Source organism: Antarctobacter sediminis (genome assembly GCF_019218285.1).
Lineage (GTDB): Bacteria > Pseudomonadota > Alphaproteobacteria > Rhodobacterales > Rhodobacteraceae > Antarctobacter > Antarctobacter sediminis.
The window spans coordinates 88,121-110,095 of sequence record NZ_JAHUZG010000003.1; the positions used below are offsets into that span (position 1 = coordinate 88,121).

Annotated in this window: 21 protein-coding genes; 13 read left to right on the forward strand and 8 right to left on the reverse strand. The window is 63.4% G+C overall.

The annotated features are described in order from the left end of the window. Positions 1-460: 460 nt before the first annotated feature. Together gmd and fcl are read left to right on the forward strand one after the other, a co-directional pair. On the forward strand, positions 461-1,582 hold the full coding sequence (gmd, locus tag KJP30_RS15535; protein WP_218450258.1) for a GDP-mannose 4,6-dehydratase: 1,122 nt from the start codon (positions 461-463) through the stop codon (positions 1,580-1,582). Positions 1,583-1,625: 43 nt separating this feature from the next. Further along, entirely contained in the window at positions 1,626-2,597 is a 972-nt protein-coding gene (gene fcl, locus KJP30_RS15540) for a GDP-L-fucose synthase (protein WP_218450259.1), read from the forward strand. 69 nt (positions 2,598-2,666) lie between these two features. Here fcl and KJP30_RS15545 read toward each other — a convergent pair whose 3' ends face one another. Continuing rightward, positions 2,667-3,977: a cytochrome-c peroxidase gene (locus tag KJP30_RS15545; RefSeq protein ID WP_218450260.1), complete on the reverse strand. Its 1,311-nt coding sequence runs from the start codon at positions 3,975-3,977 to the stop codon at positions 2,667-2,669. Between KJP30_RS15545 and KJP30_RS15550 the strand changes: the two genes are divergently transcribed. Continuing rightward, a complete protein-coding gene (locus KJP30_RS15550) occupies positions 3,954-4,448 on the forward strand; it encodes a tetratricopeptide repeat protein (protein ID WP_218450261.1) in 495 nt (164 codons plus the stop codon). The genes KJP30_RS15545 and KJP30_RS15550 overlap by 24 nt on opposite strands. A 117-nt stretch (positions 4,449-4,565) precedes the next feature. On the opposite strand, the gene KJP30_RS15555 is transcribed toward KJP30_RS15550, so the two are convergent. Next, a complete protein-coding gene (locus tag KJP30_RS15555) occupies positions 4,566-5,291 on the reverse strand; it encodes a phytanoyl-CoA dioxygenase family protein (protein WP_218450262.1) in 726 nt (241 codons plus the stop codon). Between the two features lie 89 nt (positions 5,292-5,380). On the opposite strand from KJP30_RS15555, the gene KJP30_RS25105 reads away from it, so the two are divergent. After that, positions 5,381-6,151, forward strand: coding sequence for an AraC family transcriptional regulator (locus KJP30_RS25105; protein WP_218450263.1), 771 nt, complete (start codon positions 5,381-5,383; stop codon positions 6,149-6,151). 45 nt (positions 6,152-6,196) lie between these two features. On the opposite strand, the gene KJP30_RS15565 is transcribed toward KJP30_RS25105, so the two are convergent. From KJP30_RS15565 to KJP30_RS15590, 6 genes are all read right to left on the reverse strand, one after another. After that, positions 6,197-7,255 carry a TRAP transporter substrate-binding protein gene (locus KJP30_RS15565; protein WP_218450264.1) on the reverse strand — a complete coding sequence of 353 codons (1,059 nt, stop codon included), beginning with the start codon at positions 7,253-7,255 and terminating at the stop codon, positions 6,197-6,199. Positions 7,256-7,287: 32 nt separating this feature from the next. After that, positions 7,288-8,850, reverse strand: a complete 1,563-nt coding sequence (locus tag KJP30_RS15570; protein ID WP_218450265.1) for a TRAP transporter large permease — start codon at positions 8,848-8,850, stop codon at positions 7,288-7,290. A gap of 1 nt (position 8,851) precedes the next feature. Further along, on the reverse strand, positions 8,852-9,448 hold the full coding sequence (locus tag KJP30_RS15575; protein ID WP_218450266.1) for a TRAP transporter small permease: 597 nt from the start codon (positions 9,446-9,448) through the stop codon (positions 8,852-8,854). A 79-nt stretch (positions 9,449-9,527) separates the two neighbouring features. After that, entirely contained in the window at positions 9,528-10,037 is a 510-nt protein-coding gene (locus KJP30_RS15580) for a flavin reductase family protein (RefSeq protein ID WP_425515714.1), read from the reverse strand. Then, positions 10,037-10,921, reverse strand: a complete 885-nt coding sequence (locus KJP30_RS15585) for an aldo/keto reductase (protein WP_218450267.1) — start codon at positions 10,919-10,921, stop codon at positions 10,037-10,039. The genes KJP30_RS15580 and KJP30_RS15585 overlap by 1 nt, the downstream gene beginning before the upstream one ends. Continuing rightward, the gene (locus KJP30_RS15590; protein ID WP_218450268.1) at positions 10,921-12,075 is read right to left on the reverse strand and encodes an LLM class flavin-dependent oxidoreductase; all 1,155 of its coding nucleotides are present in this window, start codon (positions 12,073-12,075) and stop codon (positions 10,921-10,923) included. The genes KJP30_RS15585 and KJP30_RS15590 overlap by 1 nt, the downstream gene beginning before the upstream one ends. 130 nt (positions 12,076-12,205) lie before the next feature. Here KJP30_RS15590 and KJP30_RS15595 point away from each other — a divergent pair, with 130 nt between their 5' ends. The 9 genes from KJP30_RS15595 (at position 12,206) to KJP30_RS15630 (ending at position 21,950) form a co-directional block, all read left to right on the forward strand. Beyond that, positions 12,206-12,922 carry a GntR family transcriptional regulator gene (locus tag KJP30_RS15595; RefSeq protein WP_218450269.1) on the forward strand — a complete coding sequence of 239 codons (717 nt, stop codon included), beginning with the start codon at positions 12,206-12,208 and terminating at the stop codon, positions 12,920-12,922. Further along, complete coding sequence (locus tag KJP30_RS15600; protein ID WP_218450270.1) at positions 12,919-14,007, forward strand: Gfo/Idh/MocA family protein; 1,089 nt, start codon at positions 12,919-12,921, stop codon at positions 14,005-14,007. Before KJP30_RS15595 ends, KJP30_RS15600 begins: the two co-directional genes overlap by 4 nt. Positions 14,008-14,102: 95 nt before the next feature. Continuing rightward, positions 14,103-14,831, forward strand: a complete 729-nt coding sequence (locus KJP30_RS15605) for an ABC transporter ATP-binding protein (protein WP_218450271.1) — start codon at positions 14,103-14,105, stop codon at positions 14,829-14,831. Between the two features lie 4 nt (positions 14,832-14,835). After that, positions 14,836-16,227: an ABC transporter permease gene (locus KJP30_RS24910; protein WP_246594580.1), complete on the forward strand. Its 1,392-nt coding sequence runs from the start codon at positions 14,836-14,838 to the stop codon at positions 16,225-16,227. An 18-nt stretch (positions 16,228-16,245) separates the two neighbouring features. Beyond that, a complete protein-coding gene (locus tag KJP30_RS24915) occupies positions 16,246-17,196 on the forward strand; it encodes an ABC transporter permease (RefSeq protein ID WP_246594581.1) in 951 nt (316 codons plus the stop codon). 4 nt (positions 17,197-17,200) lie between these two features. Beyond that, complete coding sequence (locus tag KJP30_RS15615) at positions 17,201-18,406, forward strand: efflux RND transporter periplasmic adaptor subunit (protein ID WP_218450272.1); 1,206 nt, start codon at positions 17,201-17,203, stop codon at positions 18,404-18,406. A gap of 271 nt (positions 18,407-18,677) precedes the next feature. After that, on the forward strand, positions 18,678-20,009 hold the full coding sequence (locus KJP30_RS15620; protein ID WP_218450273.1) for a flagellin N-terminal helical domain-containing protein: 1,332 nt from the start codon (positions 18,678-18,680) through the stop codon (positions 20,007-20,009). 187 nt (positions 20,010-20,196) lie between these two features. Further along, positions 20,197-20,781: an ANTAR domain-containing response regulator gene (locus tag KJP30_RS15625; RefSeq protein ID WP_218450274.1), complete on the forward strand. Its 585-nt coding sequence runs from the start codon at positions 20,197-20,199 to the stop codon at positions 20,779-20,781. Further along, on the forward strand, positions 20,778-21,950 hold the full coding sequence (locus tag KJP30_RS15630) for a CmpA/NrtA family ABC transporter substrate-binding protein (RefSeq protein ID WP_218450275.1): 1,173 nt from the start codon (positions 20,778-20,780) through the stop codon (positions 21,948-21,950). Before KJP30_RS15625 ends, KJP30_RS15630 begins: the two co-directional genes overlap by 4 nt. The last annotated feature ends 25 nt before the right edge of the window (positions 21,951-21,975 follow it).

Here is a 21,975-nt window from a genome sequence, read left to right on the forward strand (position 1 = left end):
CGCCTTTGAATGGCTGACCGCGTGATCAGCCAGAAAACTGTGCTGCAAGCCTTAACAAAGCCGCGCGGGACCGGGCGTTGGCTTTGCCTGCTGGTAACAGGTCGCGGAGGGGCGATAAATTCGTTTTAAAAACAGGTGGATGGGCGGTATTCTTTGATGCCACGCCGTGCCTATTGTCCTCGCGGATACGGGCGTGCAAAGCGGTCAATTCGCCACGCCGATGCGGGGAAAGCCCATGCCGGCTTTCCGGGGTCAGCGATGTCCTCGGGCCGTCAAAGCGGCCTCTTGCGCGGATCCCGGCGGGAAAGGCGGAAATTTCTGGCACCTTCTCGCCGGACGGGCGCACGGGCGGCGCAGCAGGGTGCTTTCAAGTTGCGCCGGTCCACGAAACTGCGATATGCGGACGCCGACGCGGACCACGGTCGCTTGGTCGACCATCGCAGCAAAGAATGGTTGATTGATGAAGAAAGCACTTATCACCGGTGTTACCGGTCAAGACGGATCCTACCTGGCTGAATTTCTGCTTGAAAAAGGTTATGAAGTGCACGGCATCAAACGTCGCGCTTCTTTGTTCAACACCGAACGGGTCGATCATATTTACCATGACCCGCACACTCAGGGTAAGAACTTCACGCTGCATTACGGCGACCTTACCGACACCTCGAACCTGACCCGCATCCTGTCCGAGGTGCGCCCGGACGAGGTCTATAACCTTGGCGCGCAAAGTCACGTGGCCGTCAGCTTTGAAGCGCCGGAATACACCGCTGACGTGGACGCCACCGGCACGCTGCGCCTGCTTGAATCGATCCGCTTTCTGGGAATGGAAAAGACCACGCGCTTCTATCAGGCGTCGACGTCCGAGCTTTATGGTCTTGTGCAGGAAATCCCGCAGACCGAAACAACCCCCTTCCACCCGCGTTCGCCCTACGCGGTCGCCAAGATGTATGCCTACTGGATCACGGTGAATTACCGCGAGGCCTATGGCATGTATGCCTGCAATGGCATCCTGTTTAATCACGAAAGCCCGCGTCGCGGCGAAACCTTCGTGACCCGCAAGATCACCCGTGGAATGGCCAATATCGCCATGGGTCTTCAGGATTGCCTTTACATGGGCAACATCGACGCCCTGCGCGATTGGGGTCACGCCAAGGATTATGTCCGCATGCAGTGGATGATGCTGCAACAGGACGTGGCGGATGATTTCGTTATCGCGACCGGCGTCCAGTATTCGGTGCGTGAGTTCATCCAGTGGTCCGCCAAGGAACTGGGCATCGAACTGGAGTTCTCTGGCGAAGGTGTCAACGAGATCGCGACCGTGGTTTCGGTGTCCGGTGACAAGGCGCCCGCTCTCAAACCCGGTGACGTCATCCTGCGGATTGATCCGCGCTACTTCCGTCCGGCCGAAGTGGAAACCCTGCTGGGCGATCCCACAAAAGCCAAGGAAAAGCTGGGCTGGGTGCCCGAGATCACCGCTCAGGAAATGTGCGCCGAGATGGTCGAGGCCGATCACAAGGTCGCCCGCCGCCATGCCCTGCTGAAAGAGCACGGCTACGATATTCCCGTCGCGCTGGAGAACGGCTGAGGCCTTTCCTGCGCGGTCGCCATTCGAAGTCAGGAGGCACATTATGCCCAAGATCTACGTCGCAGGCCACCGCGGTATGGTGGGCGGGGCCATCACCCGCAAGCTTCAACAGCGTCAGGCTGCGGGTGAGGATATTACCCTTGTCACCCGCACCCATGCCGAACTGGAACTGACCAACCAGGCGGCGGTCAAAGAGTTCATGCTGGCCGAAAAGCCGGATGTCGTCGTGCTGGCAGCCGCCAAAGTTGGGGGCATTCTCGCAAACAACACCTACCCGGCGGAATTCATTTACGACAACCTGATGGTGCAGTGTAACGTGATCCACGCCGCGTGGGAGGCAGGTGTCACCCGCTTGCTGCAACTTGGGTCGTCCTGCATCTATCCCAAGGCCGTGCCGCAACCCATGCGCGAAGCAGCCCTGCTGACCGGTCCGCTGGAGCCAACGAACGAACCCTACGCCGTTGCCAAGATCGCAGGCATCAAGATCTGCGAAAGCTACAACAGGCAGTACGGTGTCGATTATCGTTCGGTCATGCCGACCAACCTTTATGGCCCGGGCGACAACTTTCACCCGGAAAACAGCCATGTCTTGCCCGCCCTGATCCGCCGTTTTCATGAGGCGGCTCAGGAAGGCAAGGATGAGGTCGTGATCTGGGGCAGCGGCAAACCGCGGCGTGAGTTCCTGCATGTCGATGACATGGCCGAAGCGTCGCTGTTCGTCATGGATCTGGACAAGGCGACCTATGACGCGAACACCCAGCCGCAACTGAGCCACATCAACGTCGGGTCGGGCGTGGACGTGTCAATTCACGAACTGGCGCAACTGGTGGCCGAGGTCACCGGCTACAAGGGCCGCATCGAACTGGACCGTACCAAGCCGGATGGCACGATGCGCAAATTGATGGATGTCAGCCGTCTGGCCGATATGGGGTGGAAGGCGTCGATCGACCTCGAAAATGGTGTGCGTGAGACCTATCAGTGGTTCCTCGACAATCAGGACAATTTCCGCCGCTAAGGCTGCCACGTGTTCAGACTACCGAAACGCGCCGCCCCACGGGGCGGCGCGTTTCGCATTCTGATGCTTTCAGTCCACGGGCAGGCCAGAGGGTACGCGCTCGGGCCGGCCAAGCGGTCGGTCCTTGACCCCGGCACCGGTCAGCGCCTCCAGAAAGGCCACGAGGTCGGCAACCTCCGGGTCGCTCAGCGCCACCGGGGCGATGTCCAGAACCTGCCCTTGGCGTTGCATTTCGATCCGGTCCTGACGTATCGCAAAATCCCCAGCGGCCAGCCATGGCACCGCGGGCAAGTTGGCATCCGCCTCGCGCCACGCTTTTGCGCTACCCTGTGGGTCAAGGTGATGGCGGACGATGCCCTCAAGCGTCGCAAAGGCGCCATTGTGGCCGTAGGGAGCTGTCAGTGCCACGTTGCGCAGCGACGGTGTGCGAAAGCGATAGGCGTCTTCCAGCAGGTCCGTTTCCCCCATCCGCCCGACGTCCCGGGGCATCGGATCAAAGGTCCGCGTCCGTCCCGGCCCAAAAGCGGGAAGCCCCAAAGCGTGAAAATCCTGATCCGTAAACAAGGGGCCAGAGTGACAGATGCTGCATTGTGCCTTGCCAAAGAACAGCCTGCGACCGCGCTCTGCCGGGGCAGGCAGCGGGGTGCCATCGCGCAGCCAATCGTCCCACGGGCTGTCGATGCTGATCCATTCCGAGCCGATGAACGCCCCCAGCGCATTGCCGATTTCGACGATGGTCACTTCGGAGGGATGGCTGATATGGTCAAACGCCTCGACGAACAGCGCACCGTATTCCGGGATTGTGCGCACCCGCTTGGCCAGCACGGGCCAGCCAAGGTCGATCCGGTCGTGCACCGCCCCCGTAACCGCGTTTTCGCCCACATTGCCGGCCATTTCGAATTGCGCGGTCAGCGGGAACAGCGCCTGCGCCGACAAGATATTGTCCAGCCCCTGCGGCAGCCATTCCTCTGCCGGGCTGTCAAAGCCATTGCCGAACTGGTCCGAGATCTCCAGCCGCCCGTCATGGAACAGCACCCGGACCGACTTGTGCCCAAGGTTCCAAAGCGCGGGCGCATTGCGTGGAATGCGCTTGCGGATCATGTCGGGCCCTTCACCGGGCGTGCGATCAACACCAAGCCCTCGCCCGCCTTCGCCAATCCCAAGGCTTAGTCCGTCGCCGCTGGCAAGATTGTGGTGATGACAGGTGCCGCAAGAGATATTGCGATTGCCGCTGAGGATCGGATCATAGAACAAAAGCTGGCCAAGACGGGCTTGCGCCGGGTCCACGGGCAGGAAATCATCCATGCTCACCGGCCCGGCCACGGCCGGTGCGGCAAAGGCAAGGAGACAGGCAAGATGACGAAGCACGGGCAGTTTCATGGGGCCATTCTGGCAGGCTTGCTGGCGCTCTCAAGCCCTGTTTTCGCGGCCGACCTCGAAGAAGCACGGGATCTGATGGAAGCCAATGAATTTGCCGCCGCGATGGCGCAGTTTCGTGTGCTGGCCCGGTCGGGCAATGCCGATGCCGAGGAGCTGATCGGGGTGATGTATGCGCTGGGACTCGGCGTTGACAAGGATCCGGAGCGCGCGTTCGAATGGTATCTCAGGGCCTCGCTCAAGGGGCATCCCGGGGCGCAGTCCGGGCTGGGCTGGTATTATGAGCTTGGTCTTGGAATGCCTGCGCCCGATCTTGTGCGGGCCTACCTATGGTATGCGCTCTCGGCCATCGGGGGAGACGTGGATGCCCCGGATTCGCTGGAGGAACTGACGCCGCGTATGACACCGGAGGAACGTAAGCGCGCGCAGGTGCTGATCGATGATTATCGTGTGTGGATGTATCCGTTCCGGTGATCTTGTGATCGCAATGGGGCGGTCCTTTTGCAAAAGTTGCCCGCGCCAGCAGGGGCAAAAAAAGGGCCGAGAGCATGGCTCCCGGCCCATGAGGCGCGGTCCGACAGGGAGGGAGGATCAGACCAGCGCGGCCGCCGGAGGAGCGACGGGTTTGGCGAAACGCTTCGGCTTGCCGGTTTCGGGAACGCAGATCGGCTCGGGCGAATACTGGCAGACATAGGCGCGGCGCGGCTTGTCGGTCACGTTGGGGCCGGAGCGGTGCAGCGTCAGGCTGGAAAAGACGACGATCGTCCCGGCCTTGCAGACCATCGGCGTGCCAGTGTCGGTGCCGAAATAGCCGTTCAGTTCGTTGCTGTCCTCTTGCCATTCATGCGGGTCGAGGTCGGGGTTCTGCGTCAGATCGCGCGGGATCAGATAGACACAGCCGTTTTCCTCGGTCGCGTCATCCATGGCGATCCAGACGGTCAGGTAAGGGGCATGGTCAAAGCCGACATATGCACCATCCTGGTGCCAGGCAAAGCTGGCGCCCTTGCCGGCGCCCTTGACGACGAATTGTTCGTTGAACAGCAGCCCGTCCTTGCCGTTGCAGGCCGCGAGGATGCCGCCGATCTTTTCGGACAAAAGGAATTTTTCAAGCTCGGGGAATTCCTCGTGCCGGTGCGCGAGAAAGCGGCGTGCCTCGCCCAGGCCGATCTTGTGCTTGCCGCCTTCGCCGCCGTCATCGACGGGTTCGTCCAGCAGGTGCTGACAGCTGTCGCGCAGCAGCGCCAGCTCATCCGCGCTAAGCGCGTTTTCAAAGACAAGATAGCCCTGTGCGGCAAAGGTGTCTTGCGACGTGGTCATGAGATCCTCCTCAAAGATGATTGCGTATCGCATGATTTGGACGCTAAATCTTGCCAAGTTTTCGCCAGTTCTTTGCATTTGGGGCTGACATGCATGTCACGACACGATCCGCGCCGCATGGCGCGCTTTGGCGGCGGGGGCCGTCGCGGGCGGTGGGCGATGTGCCCCGCAGCCACGAAGAGCTTGTGGTGCTGCTGGGGCTGACGGGGCGCGGGCGTTACCTGCTGGACGGGGCGGGCTTTGCCATCGAACCGGGGGTCATGGTCTGGGCGCCCTCGGGCAGCGCGCATATGCTGATCGAGGGCGGCGCCGGTTTTGACATGTGGGTGGTGCTGGCGCATCCGAAAATGTGGGACGGGGCCTCGCCCGTGCCGGATCAATCGGGGGCCGGATGGCGTCAAGTGGGGCCGGGGGCGCTGGGCGAACTGAACGCGCTGGCTGGGGTGCTGGACGGGCAGGGGCCGGTTGAAAAAGGCATCGGGCTGCGCTGGTGGCTGGTGCGGGCGCATCAGCACTGGGCGGCGGCGGCGGGGCAGGCGGCGCGGCGCTGGCACCCGGCGGTGGCGCGGGCGGCACTGGCGTTGGACGATGCGCCCGACCTGTCGTTGCCGCAACTGGCGCGGCAGGCCGGGCTGAGCGCCGGGCGGCTGGGGCAATTGTTCCGCGATCAGACCGGGCAGAGCGTGACCGATTTCCGCAATGACCGGCGGCTGGCGGCAGTGGACCGGGCCGAGGCGCGGGGCGTGCCGCTGTTGACGGCGGCGCTGGACGCCGGGTTTGGCAGTTATTCGCAGTTCTACCGGGTGTTCACGGCGCGGCGCGGCAGCCCGCCGAAACAGTGGTATGGCACAAAGAAATAGGCCGGGGCGCAAGGCCCCGGCCCGTGATTCCGGCAGGTGCGGGTATCAGTTCAGGTCGGCGTCGTAATCGGCGGCCAGCTCGGCCTCGGCCTTTTCGACGGCCTCGATCAGAGCGTCGAGGATCTTGTCCCCGCCGTCGACGTTGGAACGGAACCAGTCCTGCACCGGCTTGGCAGCCTCGGCAAAGGCGGCTTTTTCCTCGGGCGAAGGCACATAGATGTCACCGCCACCGGCGGTGAAATCGGCATAGGCTTGGATCGCGCCACGCTTGGGCGCGGCAAAGGTTGCCTGTTGCAGCGCGTAGAACCCGTCGACGACAACACGGCGCAGGGCCGGGTCGAGGCTGAGGAACTTGTCGTTGTTCATCCACCACAGCGCACCCATGTAGGCGTGACCGTCAAGCGTGATGTATTGCAGGCCGGCATCGGGGAATTTCATCGACATGATGTCGGTGATGCCGTTCTTGGAGCCGTCAACCACGCCGGTCTGGAACGAGGTGAAAAGTTCGGGCCACGGAATCGGGGTCGGCGCAGCGCCAAGTGCCTTGACCAGTTCCTGCGGCAGGTCGGCGACCACGGTGCGGATCTTCAACCCGTCCATGTCGGCGGGCGAGGTGATCCGTTTCTGCGTGTTGGCAAAGTTGCGCCAGCCGCCGGTGTTGCCGATGGTCATCAAGCGCACGGTGTCGCCGGAATCCGCCAGCGCCATTTCGCGCATGGTGCGGACGAAATCGCCCGACAGCACCTTTTCCGCCACGCGGTCATTGGCCATCAGGTAGGGCAGGTCCAGCACCTGCACATAGGGGAAGATCCCGGCCACGCCGCCCGAGGTCGAGATGTTGATGTCGATGGCGCCTTCGGACACGCCCTCGATGCATTCGGCGCCTGTCGAGCACAGCTGGGTGCCCATGTAGATCTCGACGACGATGGCGCCGTTCGAGGCGGCTTCGACATAGTCCTTGAAGACGATCAGGCCGGCATAGTCCTCGTCGGCCTCGTTCGAGTTCGCGGTGGCGACCAGTTTGATCGGGTCCTGCGCCAGAACGGCGCCCCCGGTCAGGGTGGCGGCGGCGAAGGCCGCTGCGGTGAAGATTTGTTTCAGCATGTAGTCCTCCCGTTGGATGCTGTCGTCTTGGGTTATTGCGGCCCCGGGCTGATGCAGGCGAGATAGCCGGTATCCGGTGGGCAGCGAATGAAATCAGTCAGATACGGCACGGTCATCGAGATCTGCGGAACATATGTGATCAGGAAGATCACGAGGATTTCCACCGCGAGGAAAGGCAGGATCGCCTTGGCGATGGTTTCCACCCGTTCGCGGCTGACCGTTGAGGCGACGAACAACACCAGCCCCATGGGCGGCGTGGCAAGGCCCACGGTGAGGTTGACGCTCATGATGATGGCGAAATGCACCGGGTGCACGCCCAGTTCGACGAAGATCGGGCCAAGGATCGGGCCGAGGATGATGATCGCCGGGCCTGCGTCCAGGAACATGCCCACGATGAACAGCAGGATGTTGATGAGGAACAACAGGATCAGCGGGTTTTCCGACAGGCCGAGGATGATCTCGGTCAGGATCTGCGGCGCGTGCGACAGGGACACCACCGTCTTGAAGGCCACCGCCGCGCCGACCAGCAGGAGCACCGCCGAGGTCGAAAGCGCCGAGCGCGCCAGCACCTGGTAAAGATCCTTGGGGGTCATGGACCGCAGCACGAGGAAGCTGACGATCAGCGCATAGGCCACGGCCACGGCGCTGGCCTCGGTCGGGGTCATGACGCCGATGAGGATGCCGCCGAGAATGATGATCGGGGTCTGCAACGGGGCCACCGCCTTTTTGCAGACGATGCGGAAGTCGTGATCGACGTTCTTGCGCCAGTACATCATCAGCGCATGGGCAATCAGCACCATGACCGCGAAGACGATCCAGAGGTTCAGATGGTGGAGCTTTTCCCCCTCGGCGTCGAGACTGGCAAGGCCCAGTGGCACCGAAAGGCCGGAATAGACCGCCATCAGGATGCCGGCAACATTCAGGCGGACCAGCAGCAGGCTGACCCAGTATTCCACCGTGCTCATGGTCTGGCCCTTGGCGACGATGCGCTCGGCCTTGGGCAGGTCATACCGGTCGGCCATGAGGCGCACCATGACCATCAGACCGACACCCACGAGGATGCCCGGCACGATGCCCGCAAGAAACAGCGCGGCAACGCTTTCGCCCATGACATAGGCATAGATGATCATGATCCCCGACGGCGGGATGATCGGGCCGATCACCGAACTGGCGGCGGTGACGGCGGCGGCAAAGCGGCGGGTGTAGCCGTTCTTTTCCATCGCCGGGATCAGGGTCGATCCCAGCGCCGAGGTATCGGCCACGGCCGAGCCGGACAGGCCCGCGAAGAGGATCGAGGAGAGGATGTTCACATGTGCAAGGCCGCCGCGCAGGTGCCCCATGATCGCCTGGCTAAACTCGACAAGGCGGATGGTGATGCCGCCCCGGTTCATGATCTCTCCGGCCAGCATGAAGAAGGGCAGCGCCATCAGCGGAAAGCTGTCCATGCCGTTGTAGAGGTTGCGATAGAGCACGGACAACTGCCGCGATTGGTCATCCATGACCAGCAAGCCAAAAGGCGCAGCCAGCAGGGCAAAGACCACTGGCAGGCCGATCATGATGAGCACGAGGAAGACGGGAAGGAACCAGATCAGCATCTCAGTCGGCCCCTGCCATTTCTTCAGCATTGAGCGGTTTCAGCCGGTCGGCCCCGCCCAACAACTTGATGATCTGCCGCAGGATCAGTTCGGCGTTGACGAGGATCAGCAGGTTTACCCCGACCCAGAGCGCCGCGTATTGATACTGATTGGCGAACTTGGCTTTGCACTTGCCGATCTCGATGCCAAAGGGCCAACGCAGGGAGGAGGAACAACCGCGCCCGGACAGGCTGTCGACATGGTTGTTCAATCCTTTATCCCAGGCGATCAGCAGCACCCAGAAGGACATCGCCAGCAGGGTCAGCGTCAACAGGCGTGACAGCAGCCGGGGCAAGGCGCGCTCCAGCATGTCGATGGCCACGAAACCGCCCTGACGATAGGCCAGCGGCGCCATCAGCCCCGTCAGCCACAACATGCCAAAGCGCGCGGCCTCTTCTGTCCAGTTCGGGGCGTCGTTCAGAACGTAGCGCCAAAAGATCTGGCCAAGGATCAGACAGACCATGACGGCCAGCGCGATCACGGCAATCACCCGACCCACGGCCAGAAGGCCGCTGTTCAGCCGCTCCAGCGGCCAAAGCAGTGTCAGCAGCACCGGCATGGCGCTCCTCCCTGTAGGGGGCCTTGTCGGCCCCTTTGTTGACTCAGGCCGGGATCTTGGCGCCCCGGTCCTTGAGGTGTCAGCCTTTCAGACTGACAAACCGTCCGCCCTGAAACAGGAGCGGCAGGCCGGGCCGGAACGCGGCAGAGAGCACGCGCCCGACAATGATGACATGATCGCCGGCGTCATGCACGGCCTCTTGGACACAATCGAAACGGGCAAGGCAACCGCCGATGCGGGCAACACCGTTTTCGTCGGTGACGACGTCCAGCCCGTCAAAAGCCTGCGCATCGCGGGTGAAGGCGTTGCAAAGCTGTTGCTGATGTCCGTCCAGAACATGGATGGCGTAATGCGTCGCATCGCGGAACACCGGGAAGCGCCGCGAGGATTTTTGCGGCGACCACAGAACCAGCGGCGGGTCCAGCGAAACGCTGGCAAAACTGGACGCGGTGATGCCCATCGGGCCGTCAGGCCCGGGGGCGGTCACGATGGTCACGCCGGTGGCAAAAGACCCAAGCGCATCGCGAAAGGCTCGGGCATCCTCGGAGGGGTCGAACACTTGCATCGTCTGGCCCAGGTCGCCGTCCATCAGGGCACCTCGTGCCCCAGCGCCGCGGTGTAGAGTTCGTACCACAACTCGCGCGTCATCTGGACGTCGAATGCCTTGGAGAACCCTTTGATGCGGTCGATGGTGTTTGTACCCATGACCGGCAGGATGCCCGCCGGATGCGCCAACAGCCACGCAACCGCGACGGCGGCACGATCGACACCGAAATCGGCGGCCACGCGGTCCATGACCTGCGTCAGCGGCGTGTCCCCGGTCATCAGGCTGCCGCCGCCCAGCGGCGACCAGGCCATCGGCGCGATGCCGCGTTCCTGAAGATAGGCCACGTCACCATTTGTGAACCCGTCGTGCGCCGACAGGCTCAATTCGATCTGGTTGGTGACCAGCGGCGTCTTGGTGGCCGATTGCAGCAGCGTCCAGTCGTGCAGCTTGAAGTTCGACACGCCCACGGCGCGCACCTTGCCCGAGGCGACGACCTCGTCCAGCGCGGCGCCGGTTTCGCGGTGATCCATCATCGGGTCGGGCCGGTGGATCAGCAGCAGGTCGATACGATCCGTCTTCATCAGAAGCAGCGAGTGGTCGACCGAGGCAAGGATATGTGCGCGGCTGGTGTCGTAGTATTTCACCTTGGCGTCGGCATAGCGGCCCACCGGCGCGACGATGTCGCATTTGGTGACGATCTCGACCTTGTTGCGCAACTCAGGCGTCAGCGCCGTGCCAAGGATCTCTTCGGCCTCGTAGCCGCCGTAGATGTCGGCCTGATCCAGCGTGGTGATCCCCTGATCAAGGCAGGCGTCGATCTTGGCGCGGACATGTTCGGGCGAGGTGTTGCTGTCGTCGCCCAGACGCCACATGCCATAGACGATGCGGCTGAAGCTCAGCCCCTGTTGCAGTTCGACGCGATCCATTACTTGCGTTCTCCCACGCCAAGGGGCGTTGCCGGTGTTTCGGATGGCACGCGGCCGTATTCATGCGGCAGCGAGCAGGTCTTGAGCTCCGGCATGACCAACTTGCCGAAATGCTGACATTCGTCAATGTGCGGGTAGCCGGAGAAGATGAAGGCACGGATGCCCATCTTGCGATAGGTCTCGATCTCGGAAAGCACCTGATCGGCAGAGCCCACAAGCGCCGCGCCACAGCCCGAGCGCGCCCGGCCAACACCGGTCCACAGATGCGGTTCGACATAGCCGAACTTGTCCGCCAGTTCGCGGGCACGGGCCTGATGCGACACGCCCAGCGAGATCGAGTCATGCGCCCTGTCGCGGATCAGCGTGCCGTATTCATCGTCCAGCTTGGACACGAGGTGTTCGGCGTATTCGCGGGCTTCTGCCTCGGTATCGCGGACAATCATGTGCACGCGCAGGCCATAGTCCAGCGTCCGGCCATAGCGTTCGGCCACGGCGTTCACGTCCTTCATGCGCTGGGCGAGGTTTTCCTTTGGCTCGGGCCACATCAGGTAGACGTCGCAATGCTGGCCGCAGAGTTCCAGCGCGTCGGGGGAATAGCCGCCGAAATACAGCAGCGGGCCGCCGGTCTGATAGGGTTTGGCCGGATCGGTGGTCAGGCCCTCGAAGTTATAGACCTCACCCTGAAAGTTGATCTCGTCCTGGGTCCAGGCCTGTTTCAGGATCTGTACCACTTCGCGCGAACGCTGATAGCGATAGCGGCTTTCAGCCTTTTCGCCGGGAAAATCCGAGGAGATGACGTTCAGCGTCAGCCGGCCTTTCATCATGTGATCCAGCGTCGCCACCGTGCGGGCCAGCATGATCGGATGCATCTCGCCGCAGCGGATCGCCGCCAGCATGTTGATGCGGTCGGTCAGCGGCGCCATGCCGGCGACAAAGCTGAGGGTATCCTGCCCGACTTGGTAGGACGAGGGCGCGAGGATATTGCGGAAACCCTGCTTTTCTGCCTCCAGCACGATGTCGCGGCAGTGTTCGAAGGACGAGCGCAGGTCGCCTTCGGGGATGCCGAGAAAACGGTAGTCATCAGAGCAGAGCGCCGAGAACCAGCTGACCTCGGATGCGTCCAGATCGGGCGACGTGACGGGCACGACGGTCATACGGGGACCTCCCAGTTGCGCGCCGGATTCGGCGTCGATTTCCTCTTGCGTAGCATCCGGAAATTCATGCATCAATAGTGTATTAATTTGCGCTGCGGAAAACCGTGGCCGGTTTCGGAGGAGTAGGGACTTGGTGCGAGGACGCCCCTCTGCGGCGCTGCCCAAACACGCCCAGATCAGCGAAACGCTGATCCGTGACATCGCCAGCGGACGGCTGGCGGATGGCGCGCGCCTGCCCCCGGAACGCGAGATGGCCGAACAGCTGGGCATTGCCGTTGGCACCCTGCGCAAGGCGTTGGAAACCTTGTCAAACAAAGGGTTGCTGGACCGGGTTCAGGGATCGGGAAACTATGTGCGGGCGCGCGAAGGCGTGGCCTCGATCTATTCCATGCTGCGGCTGGAACTGAAGACCGGAGGCGGCCTGCCGACGGCAGAGTTTCTGGGCGTCGAACGCCTGCCAAAACCGGCGGATGCGCCTGATTTCGGCCCCTCGGACGAGGGCTGGCGTTTTCGCCGGTTGCGATTCCTTGGTGGGGTGCCCGCCGCGATGGAAGAGATCTGGCTTGACGGCGCGCAGGCCGAACAGATCACCGCCGAAGACGTTTCGGAATCGCTCTACCTCTTCTACCGCGAGCGGCTGGGGCTGGTGATCCTCGCGGCCGAGGATCGCGTGTCCGTCGGGCCGGTGCCCGATTGGCGCGACCCGAGGTTCCCGCCCGAAACGGGCAGCATCTCGGGGTATATCGAACGTACTGCGCGCAACAGCGCTGGCGCGGTCGTCGAGTTTTCACGGACCTGGTTCGATCCGGGCACCGTCATCTATATCAACAGGATCGGCAAGGCATGACCATGGTCAGGTACGGTCTCATCGGCTGCGGCATGATGGGGCGCGAGCATATTCAGAACATCAACCTTTTGCCGCAGGGGCAGGTGATTGCGGTCTACGACCCGGTGGCCGAACTGGCGCTCAGCGCGGCGGAGCTGGCTGGCGGTGCGCAGGTCTGCGAAACGCTGGATGCGTTGCTGGCGGTGCAGGAACTGGACGCGCTGGTGATCGTCAGCCCGAACGACTGCCACGTGCCGCAACTGCGCCAGATCGCGGCCACCCGCCCGTTGCCGGTGTTGTGCGAAAAGCCGCTGTATACCACGCCCGAGGACGAGGCCTTTCTGCGTGATTTCGCGGCCAGCTATCCGGCCCCGGTCTGGGTTGCGATGGAATATCGCTACATGCCGCCGATCGCCTTGCTGCGCGAGGAAATGGCCGATGCCACCGGTGGGATTGCGATGCTGACGATCCGCGAACACCGGTTTCCCTTCCTGCCCAAGGTCGGGGCGTGGAACCGGTTTAACCTGCGCAGCGGCGGCACACTGGTCGAAAAATGCTGCCATTTCTTCGATCTCATGCGGTTGATCCTTCAGGATGAGCCTGTGCGCGTCATGGCCAGCGCCGGGCAGGCGGTGAACCACAAGGATGAAACCTATGACGGCAAGGCGCCGGACATCTGGGACAATGGCTATGTCATCGTAGATTTCGCCCGAGGTGCGCGGGCGATGCTGGAACTTTGCATGTTCGCCGAAGGATCGCGCTATCAGGAAGAGATCAGCGCCATGGGGCCACGCGGCAAGATCGAGGCGCTGGTGCCCGGACCGGGCCGTTTCTGGCCCGAGCATCTTGGTGAACCGCCGGTGCCGCAGGTCATCGTGTCGCCACGCGTGCCCAAGGGGCCGCGCCTGATCGAGGTTCCGGTCGAGGCGGAGCTGCTTGCGGCGGGCGACCATAACGGCTCCACCTATTACCAGCACGAACGGTTCAATGCGGTGGTGCGCGGCGAAGGCGCGCCCGAGGTGACGCTGGCCGATGGCATGGCGGCAGTTCGGATCGGGCTGGCGGCGCAAGAAAGCGCGGCCACCGGGCGGGCGGTTGCGCTCTAGGTCGCAGGACAGCGAAACCGCCGCGCCGCCTTGATACCGATCATGTCGTCCGGCGCGTTTCACAGGCAGACTGCCCGTGAAACGCGGAGATGGTCATGGGCAAGGCGGCGGGCGTGTCCCGAGAGGTGGTATTTCGCACCGAGGGACTGACCAAGGTCTATGACACCGGCGAAGTGCAGGTTCGTGCGCTGGCCGGTGTGGATCTTGAACTTTATGGCTCGGAACTGACGGTGCTGCTGGGGCCGTCGGGGTCGGGCAAATCGACCCTGTTGAATATTCTTGGCGGTCTGGACCGGCCCAGCGACGGGCGGTTCTGGTTCCGCCAGACTGAGCTGACCCGGGCAAGCGACCGCCAGTTGACGCGGTTTCGGCGCGACCACGTGGGCTTTGTCTTTCAGTTCTACAATCTCGTGCCCTCGCTAAATGCGCGTGAGAACGTGCAACTGGTCACGGATGTGGCGAAACGCCCGATGAAACCCGCCGAGGCGCTGGAACTGGTGGGGCTGGGCCACCGGATGGACCATTTCCCGGCGCAGATGTCCGGGGGCGAACAGCAGCGGGTTGCCATAGCCCGCGCAATCGCGAAACGCCCCGACGTGCTGTTGTGTGATGAGCCCACCGGCGCGCTGGACAGCAAGACCGGCACGCAGGTTCTGGCCACGTTGCAACGCATCAACGATGAATTCGGCACGACGACGGCGGTCATCACCCACAACGCCGCGATCCGGCAGATGGCGCATCGGGTGATCCGCTTTCAGGACGGCAAGATCGCGCGGATCGAGGAAAACGACACCCGGCTTGCCGCCTCGGACATCCATTGGTGACCTGATGCACGCGATGGACCTCAAGCTGTTGCGCGACTTCCGCAGGCTCTGGTTGCAGGGGCTGGCGATTGCGCTGGTACTGGCGGCGGGTGTCGCGGTGATCCTGATGTCGGTGGGAATGAGCCGGGCGCTGAACGAAACCCGCAGCGCTTATTACGACAGCAACCGATTTGCGCATGTCTTTGCCTCAGCCCGGCGGGCGCCGGACAGTCTGGCGCTGCGGTTGCGTGATATCGAGGGTGTGGCGCAGGTGGAAACGCAGGTGCGGTCCTACGCGATTCTCGACATACCGGGGCGGTCGAAACCGGCGACCGGGTTGCTGATCTCGCGCCCCGAAAGCGGTGAGCCGCTGCTGAATGTGCCGCTGTTGCGGTCGGGGCGCTGGCCCGAAGGCCCCGGCGAGGTGGCGGTCAACGAACCCTTTGCCAAGGCCAACGGGTTTGCGCTGGGCGATGTGATTTCGGTCAACCTCAACGGCCGCAAACGCGCGGTCACGATCATTGGCACCGCCCTCTCGCCCGAGTTCATCTATACCATCGGTCCCGGTGCTCTGATGCCGCAGAACGAAACCTTTGGCATCCTCTGGCTGGAGGCCGAGGTCATGGACGCGGGTTTTGGCATGGCAGGGGCCTTCAACACGGTGGCGCTGACCGTGCTGCCGCGCACCCCGCTGGAGCCGGTCAAGGATGCGGTCAAGGCGCTGCTGGATCCCTTTGGTGCGACGACGCCGGTGGGGCGGGATGCACAACAATCCAACGCTTTCCTCGATGCCGAGATCCAGTCGCTTGAGGTGCTGGCATGGGTGCTGCCGCCGGTTTTTCTTGGGATCACGATCTTTCTCGTGAACATGGTCATGGGCCGGATCGTCCAGCTGGAACGGTCGGAAATCGGGCTGATGAAGGCGGTGGGCTACACCAACTGGGAAATCGGCCTGCATTACCTGATGCTGGCGGCGCTGATCGCGGTGCTGGGGATCGTGGTGGGCTGGGGCGTGGGGACATGGCTGGCGCAGGCGATGTCGCGACTGTACGCCAAGTATTTCGATTTTCCCTTTCTGGTTTTTGGCGTGCCGCTGAGGGTCTACGGGATTTCCGCGATCCTTGGCCTGTTCGCCACCAGCGCGGGGGCACTGACCAGCGCCATGCGCGCTGCGCGGCTGGCGCCCGCCGTGGCCATGGCGCCGCCCGCGCCGCCGAGTTTCCGCGGCTCTACCCTGGACGTGGTGGCGGATTTCCTGCGATTGGGACAACCGACACGAATGATCCTGCGCAGCCTTCTGCGCTGGCCGTTGCGGGCGGGGATGACGCTGCTGGGCATGGCGATGGCAGTGGCGGTTCTTGTGGCCTCTAACTTCTTTCCCGACGCGATGGAAGAAATCATCGACACGGCCTTTTAACAATCGAACCGGCAGGACATGCTGTTGCTGTTCGACCCCGACGCGCCGATCACCGCGCTGGAAGAGGTCGCGCGCCTGCCCGGTGTGTTGCAGGTCGAACCGCAGCAGTACCATGCCGCCCGCCTGATCCACGGCGCCTATGAAAAGCAGGTGCCGGTGTCGACCGTCGCCAATACGGCGGATCTGGCGCGGGTGGTGGACGGGGACGGGCGCATCATCGCGCCCGATCCCTTTGGCATCCTGCTGTCGGACCGGCTGGCCGAGGCGCTGCACATCGAGGTGGGCGAGACCCTGACCGTCAGTTTCGAAAGCGGCCGGCGCGAGAGTCACGAGGTGCCCGTGACAGGCATCGTCACCCAGTTCTTTGGCCTTGGTGCCTATTTCGCCCATGACACGCTGAATGCCATGTTCCGGCAAAGCCCGCGTGTGTCCAACGTCAACGTCACCCTTGCCGATCCGTCCGCGGCAGATGCCTTTGAAGAGCAGATCAAGGATTTTCCCCGGCTCATGGGGACGATCAACATGACCGAGAACCGGCGCAGCTTTATGGATACGCTGAGCCAGAACATCCTGATTGCCACAACGGTCTATGGCATTCTCGGCACGATCATCACCGTGGGCGTGGCCTATAACGCCGCACGGGTGCAATTGTCCGAACGGGCGCGCGAACTGGCCTGCCTGCGCATCCTTGGCTTTGGCAAGGGTGAGGTCGCCTATATCCTTGCCGGTGAGGTGCTGTTGCTGGCGCTGCTGGCGCAGCCGGTGGGCTGGTGGATCGGCTATGGCGTCGCGCGGTTGATGACCGAGGGGTTCACCAGCGACCTTTACGCCATTCCGCTGGTGCTGGAACCGGGCACCTTTGCCCGGGCCAGCCTGATCGTGCTGGGGGCTGCCGTCGTTTCGGTGGCGCTTGTGGCGATCCGCCTTGGCCGGCTTGACCTGATTTCCGTCATGAAAACGAGAGAGTGAACCTATGTGGTCCCTGCGCACCATCGCCGTATCCGCCGTTGGCCTTGCCCTTGTGGGCGGGCTGGTCGCGACGGCCTTTCGTACCGATCCGATCGCGGTGGATACCGCCGTGTTGGCGCGCGGCGCGCTGAGCGTGACCGTCGACGCCGAAGGCAAGACCAGGATCAAGGAGGTCTACGAGGTCTCGGCCCCGATTTCGGGTACGGTCCTGCGGTTGCCTGTTTCGGTCGGGGACATGGTGGTCAAGGACGTGACGTTGGTCGCGCAGGTACAACCGGCGGTGCCCACGCTGCTGGACGCCCGCAGCCGCGCGCAGGCCGAGGCAGCGCTGCGCGAGGCCGAGGCCAGCGTGAAATTCGCCGAGGCCGAGGTGGTGCGGACCGACTCCAACGAGACTTACACGAGGTCGCAGTTCGACCGGATCGACGCGCTTGTTGCCCGCGGGGCCTCGACACTGGCGGAGCTGGACGAGGCGCACCGCAAGCTGTCGCAGGCCGAGGCCGAACGCATGTCGGCGGCGGCGCGGCTGGAAATGGCCCGCGCGGCGCTGGAACGGGCACAGGCGGCGCTGATCTTGCCGGACAAGGCCCCGGACGGGGGCGATTGCTGCCTGCCGATCCTCGCGCCCGCGGATGGCGTGGTGCTTTCGGTGCAGGGCGAAAGCGCGCGGCCGGTTCTGGCCGGTGCGCCGCTGTTGACAGTGGGCGACCCGGGCGACCTTGAAATCGTGGTCGACCTGCTGTCCTCGGAGGCGACGCGGCTGACCCCGGGCGCATCGGCGCGGATCGAACGCTGGGGCGGCGATGACGCGCTGGCAGCGGAGCTGCGGCTGATCGAACCGGCCGCACGGACCGTGGTCTCGGCCCTGGGCATCGAGGAGCAGCGGGTGGATGCGGTGCTGGACCTGACCTCTCCGCCCGAAATGTGGGCTGGGCTGGGGCAGGCCTATTCAGTCTTTGTCCGGATCGAGGAATGGCGCACCGAGGATGCCTTGCTGATCCCTCTGGCCGCGGTTTTCCGGCGTGAGGGGCAATGGTTTACATATATTTTGGATGACGGTTTGGCGCGGGAGGTTGCCATCGCCATAGGGCGCCGCGACGGACGCCACGCAGAGGTCCTGCAAGGGCTTTCCGAAGGTGCCCGCGTAATCCTGCACCCGCCGGATTCGATAGCCCACGGCATTGAGGTCGTGCAGCGCGAGCGCCAGTAAAACAAGGCCGCTGAACCCTCCGCGCGCCCGGTGACACCTTGGCGCGCCCCGGCGACGCGACAGGATATTTCCGGTTTCAGACAAATTCTATGCAAGCAAGAACAGCGTTTTAGCCTTCTGTTCATCCGTAACGGAGAGGTTGGCGGCGCACCTGAAGCGGTGGCGCAGGCCGAAACCCAAGACCTGCATCCGTCAGAACGACGACAGCATAGCCGAACGCGGCAAATGAAACCGGCGCCAAAATGCGCTTTCGAACAGCAAGGGCAAGAATATGTCTAGCATCCTGACGAACAATGGCGCCATGGTGGCGCTGCAAACCCTCAAAACCATCAATGCCAACCTCGCGGATACCCAGTCGGAAATCTCGACGGGCAAACGCGTTGCAACCTCCAAGGACAACTCGGCGGTCTGGGCGATCTCGAAGGTGATGGAAGCCGATGTCAAAGGCTTCAAGGGCATCTCGGACAGCCTCAACCTTGGCCAATCCACCGTCGCCGTTGCCCGCCAGGCGGCCGAAACCACCGTCGACCTGCTAACGGAAATCAAGGGCCGCATCGTCGCCGCACAAGAGGAAAACGTCGATCGGGCCAAGATTCAGGCCGATGTCAATGAGCTGCGCGACCAGATCGTCGGTGTTGTTGGCGCGGCCCAGTTCAACGGCCTGAACCTGCTGTCCAACACCGAAACCACGGCGGGTTCGGGCAGTGTCAATATCCTTGCCTCGCTGGATCGTTCGGGCACCGGTGTCACCGCGTCGGACATCACCGTGGCCAAGCAGGATCTGGGCCTTGGCGCAGCGTCGATCGACGTGGCCTCTGCCTCGGCCACGGCGGTTGGTACGGATATGCTTTCCGGCGCAGCCAACACCGCAGCGGTTGCGCTTGCCGGTAACGCCACCCAGCCCATGACCGCAGCTGTTGTCGGCCAGACCCCCGGTGCCGGCACCGGCACCATTGCGGCAGGCACCGGTTTCTCGATCGAGATCACGGCAGGTGCCGCAGGTCTGGCGACCTTCAACACCACCAACACCGCTGGCAATCAGGAAATCGTCTATGTCGCCCGCGACGGCGATACCGAGGCAGACGTGGCCGCGGGGCTGGCCGCAGCCTTCAACAAGTATGTCGAGGACAACGCGGACATCACCGATGGGCTGGGCATCGGCGCGGCGGTGAACGGCACCAATGGTAACCAGATCGACTTTACCGGTGCGAACAACACCGGCGACAACTTCACGATCCAGGTCCGCAGCTACGACGTGGGCGATGCCACCATCGGTGGCCGTCTTGAGGAGCTGGCCGATATCGACGTGACCACGCAGGACGGTGTTGACGCCGCCCTGATGGAAATCGAAACCCTGATCCAGACAGCCATCGACTCGGCCTCTGCCTTTGGTTCGGCCCAAGGCCGGATCGAAACCCAGGCGGATTTCGTGTCGCAGCTGACCGATGCGCTGAAATCGGGCATCGGCGCGCTGGTCGATGCCGACATGGAAGAGGCCTCGGCCCGTCTTCAGGCCCTTCAGGTCCAGCAACAGCTGGGTGTTCAGGCCCTGTCGATCGCCAACCAGGCGCCGCAGTCCCTGTTGTCGCTGTTCCAGGGCTAACAGGCTTTCGGGCGCTTTCAGGGGCGCGACTGAACTTGCCAAGGAAGGGGCGGTGCCATGGCGCCGCCCTTTTGCTATTCCGGGCGGCGCAGCACTTCACGCTTAAATTTTGGGCAAGTGCCGCACCGCCGGGCAGCAGGAGGCTGCGATTTCTTGCCCGTACCCGCCGCGCCGGTGAAAAGACGGCATGCAGGACAGGATCACCATCGTTGTCGTCGAGGAAGACCGCGAGCGCGCCATCGCCATCGTCGATGCCTTGCAGGCCTCGGGGCCCTATGACGTGCATGTCATCGGCAATGCGTCCAGCCTTGCACGGCGGATCGCGGCGCTGGCACCCGACGTGGTGCTGATCGACATCGACAATCCCACCCGCGACATGCTGGAAGAACTGACGCTGGCCTCCGGCCCGATGGAGCGTCCCGTGGCCATGTTCGTGTCCGGCGCGGCGGGCGATCTGGCGCGCGAGGCCGTCGAGGCGGGGCTTTCGGCCTATGTGGTGGACGGCATGAAACCGGAACGGGTCAAACCCGTGCTGGATGCGGCCATTGCCCGGTTTCAGATGGTGCGCCAGATGCGCCGCGAACTGGCCGAAACACGCCGGGCGCTGGAAGAACGTAAGGTCATCGACCGCGCCAAGGGTCTTTTGATGAAGGCTCGCGGCATTGGCGAAGATGAGGCCTATGCCCTGCTGCGCAAGGCGGCGATGGACCAGGGCCGCCGCGTGGCCGATGTGGCCGAGGCGTTGGTCACCGCGTCGGGGCTGTTGTCATGAAGTTGGTCAAACTGCCTGTCGCCTATGTGCCACTCGTGGATGCGGCGCCGCTGATCGTGGCCAGCGAAATGGGCTTTGCCCGCGAGGAAGGCATCGAACTGGATCTGATCGCCGCGCCGTCCTGGTCCTCGGTCCGCGACATGCTGGCCTTTGGCCGGGTAGACGCGGCCCATATGCTGTCGCCCGTACCGGTGGCCATGGCGCTGGGGCTGGGCGGGGTGACGCAACCGGTGTCGGCGGTGTCGGTGCTGTCGGTCAATGGCAATGTGATCGGGGTCAGCCGCGCCTTGGAGGACCGGTTGCGCGCCACGGGGTATGGGTTCGATTTCCGCGATGCGGCGGGCGCGGCACGGGCGTTGGCCTCGGTCACGGATCGCCCGCTGGTTTTTGGCGTGCCTTTTCCATTCTCGATGCATGTCGAACTGTTGCACTATTGGCTGGAAAGCTCGGATCTTGCGAAAATCGGGTTCGAGGTCCGCACCGTGCCACCGCCCCTGATGGCGCGCGCGCTTGCCGAGGGGGACGTGGATGCCTTTTGCGTGGGCGAACCCTGGGGATCGGCCTCGGTTGAAAACGGGGCAGGGGCCTTGTTGTTGCCGGGCAAGGCAGTCTGGTCCTTTGCGCCTGAAAAGGTGCTGGCGGTGCGGACCGACTGGGCCGAGACAGAACCGCATCTTCTGGGCAAACTGATGCGGGCCACATGGCGGGCGGCGCGCTGGCTGGATGCGCCGGGCCACCGGACTTCGACGGCGGAAATCCTGTCGCAGCGGATCTGGCTGGATCTGCCCTCCGAAGTCATCGACCGCGCCCTGACCGGGCGGCTGACCATCTCGGGTCATGCCGAACAACGCGAAGTCGAAGGGTTCGTGCAATTCCATTCCGGGGCTGTCGGCTTTCCCTGGCGCAGTCAGGCCAAGTGGATCGCCAACCGGATTGCCCGGCGCAGCGGGCTGGACGCGGTCGCAGCGCAAAAGCAGGCGGCCGAGGTTTTTCGCAGCGACATCTACCGCCGTGAGATGGCGTCCACCGGTGCGGATCTGCCCGGTGCGTCCGAGAAACTCGAAGGCTCGATTCGGGAAACTACGGCGGTGGCTTCACAGAAAGGTCAGCTTTTGCTGGCGCCGGATGCATTCTTTGATGGCCGCGTTTTTGATCCTGCCGGGGATTGATGCCCAAAAATGCGGCATCGCAGCG

Coding starts and splice junctions, on each gene's coding strand:
- KJP30_RS15615 (WP_218450272.1), top strand. CDS start 17,201: ATGTGGTCCCTGCGCACCATCGCCGTATCCGCCGTTGGCCTTGCCCTT.
- KJP30_RS15630 (WP_218450275.1), top strand. CDS start 20,778: ATGAAGTTGGTCAAACTGCCTGTCGCCTATGTGCCACTCGTGGATGCG.
- KJP30_RS15545 (WP_218450260.1), bottom strand. CDS start 3,977: ATGAAACTGCCCGTGCTTCGTCATCTTGCCTGTCTCCTTGCCTTTGCC.
- KJP30_RS15550 (WP_218450261.1), top strand. CDS start 3,954: ATGACGAAGCACGGGCAGTTTCATGGGGCCATTCTGGCAGGCTTGCTG.
- KJP30_RS15575 (WP_218450266.1), bottom strand. CDS start 9,448: ATGCCGGTGCTGCTGACACTGCTTTGGCCGCTGGAGCGGCTGAACAGC.
- KJP30_RS15605 (WP_218450271.1), top strand. CDS start 14,103: ATGGGCAAGGCGGCGGGCGTGTCCCGAGAGGTGGTATTTCGCACCGAG.
- KJP30_RS15625 (WP_218450274.1), top strand. CDS start 20,197: ATGCAGGACAGGATCACCATCGTTGTCGTCGAGGAAGACCGCGAGCGC.
- gmd (WP_218450258.1), top strand. CDS start 461: ATGAAGAAAGCACTTATCACCGGTGTTACCGGTCAAGACGGATCCTAC.
- KJP30_RS15565 (WP_218450264.1), bottom strand. CDS start 7,255: ATGCTGAAACAAATCTTCACCGCAGCGGCCTTCGCCGCCGCCACCCTG.
- KJP30_RS15585 (WP_218450267.1), bottom strand. CDS start 10,921: ATGGATCGCGTCGAACTGCAACAGGGGCTGAGCTTCAGCCGCATCGTC.
- KJP30_RS15570 (WP_218450265.1), bottom strand. CDS start 8,850: ATGCTGATCTGGTTCCTTCCCGTCTTCCTCGTGCTCATCATGATCGGC.
- KJP30_RS15580 (WP_425515714.1), bottom strand. CDS start 10,037: ATGGACGGCGACCTGGGCCAGACGATGCAAGTGTTCGACCCCTCCGAG.
- KJP30_RS25105 (WP_218450263.1), top strand. CDS start 5,381: ATGCATGTCACGACACGATCCGCGCCGCATGGCGCGCTTTGGCGGCGG.
- fcl (WP_218450259.1), top strand. CDS start 1,626: ATGCCCAAGATCTACGTCGCAGGCCACCGCGGTATGGTGGGCGGGGCC.
- KJP30_RS24915 (WP_246594581.1), top strand. CDS start 16,246: ATGCTGTTGCTGTTCGACCCCGACGCGCCGATCACCGCGCTGGAAGAG.
- KJP30_RS15600 (WP_218450270.1), top strand. CDS start 12,919: ATGACCATGGTCAGGTACGGTCTCATCGGCTGCGGCATGATGGGGCGC.
- KJP30_RS15555 (WP_218450262.1), bottom strand. CDS start 5,291: ATGACCACGTCGCAAGACACCTTTGCCGCACAGGGCTATCTTGTCTTT.
- KJP30_RS24910 (WP_246594580.1), top strand. CDS start 14,836: ATGCACGCGATGGACCTCAAGCTGTTGCGCGACTTCCGCAGGCTCTGG.
- KJP30_RS15590 (WP_218450268.1), bottom strand. CDS start 12,075: ATGACCGTCGTGCCCGTCACGTCGCCCGATCTGGACGCATCCGAGGTC.
- KJP30_RS15620 (WP_218450273.1), top strand. CDS start 18,678: ATGTCTAGCATCCTGACGAACAATGGCGCCATGGTGGCGCTGCAAACC.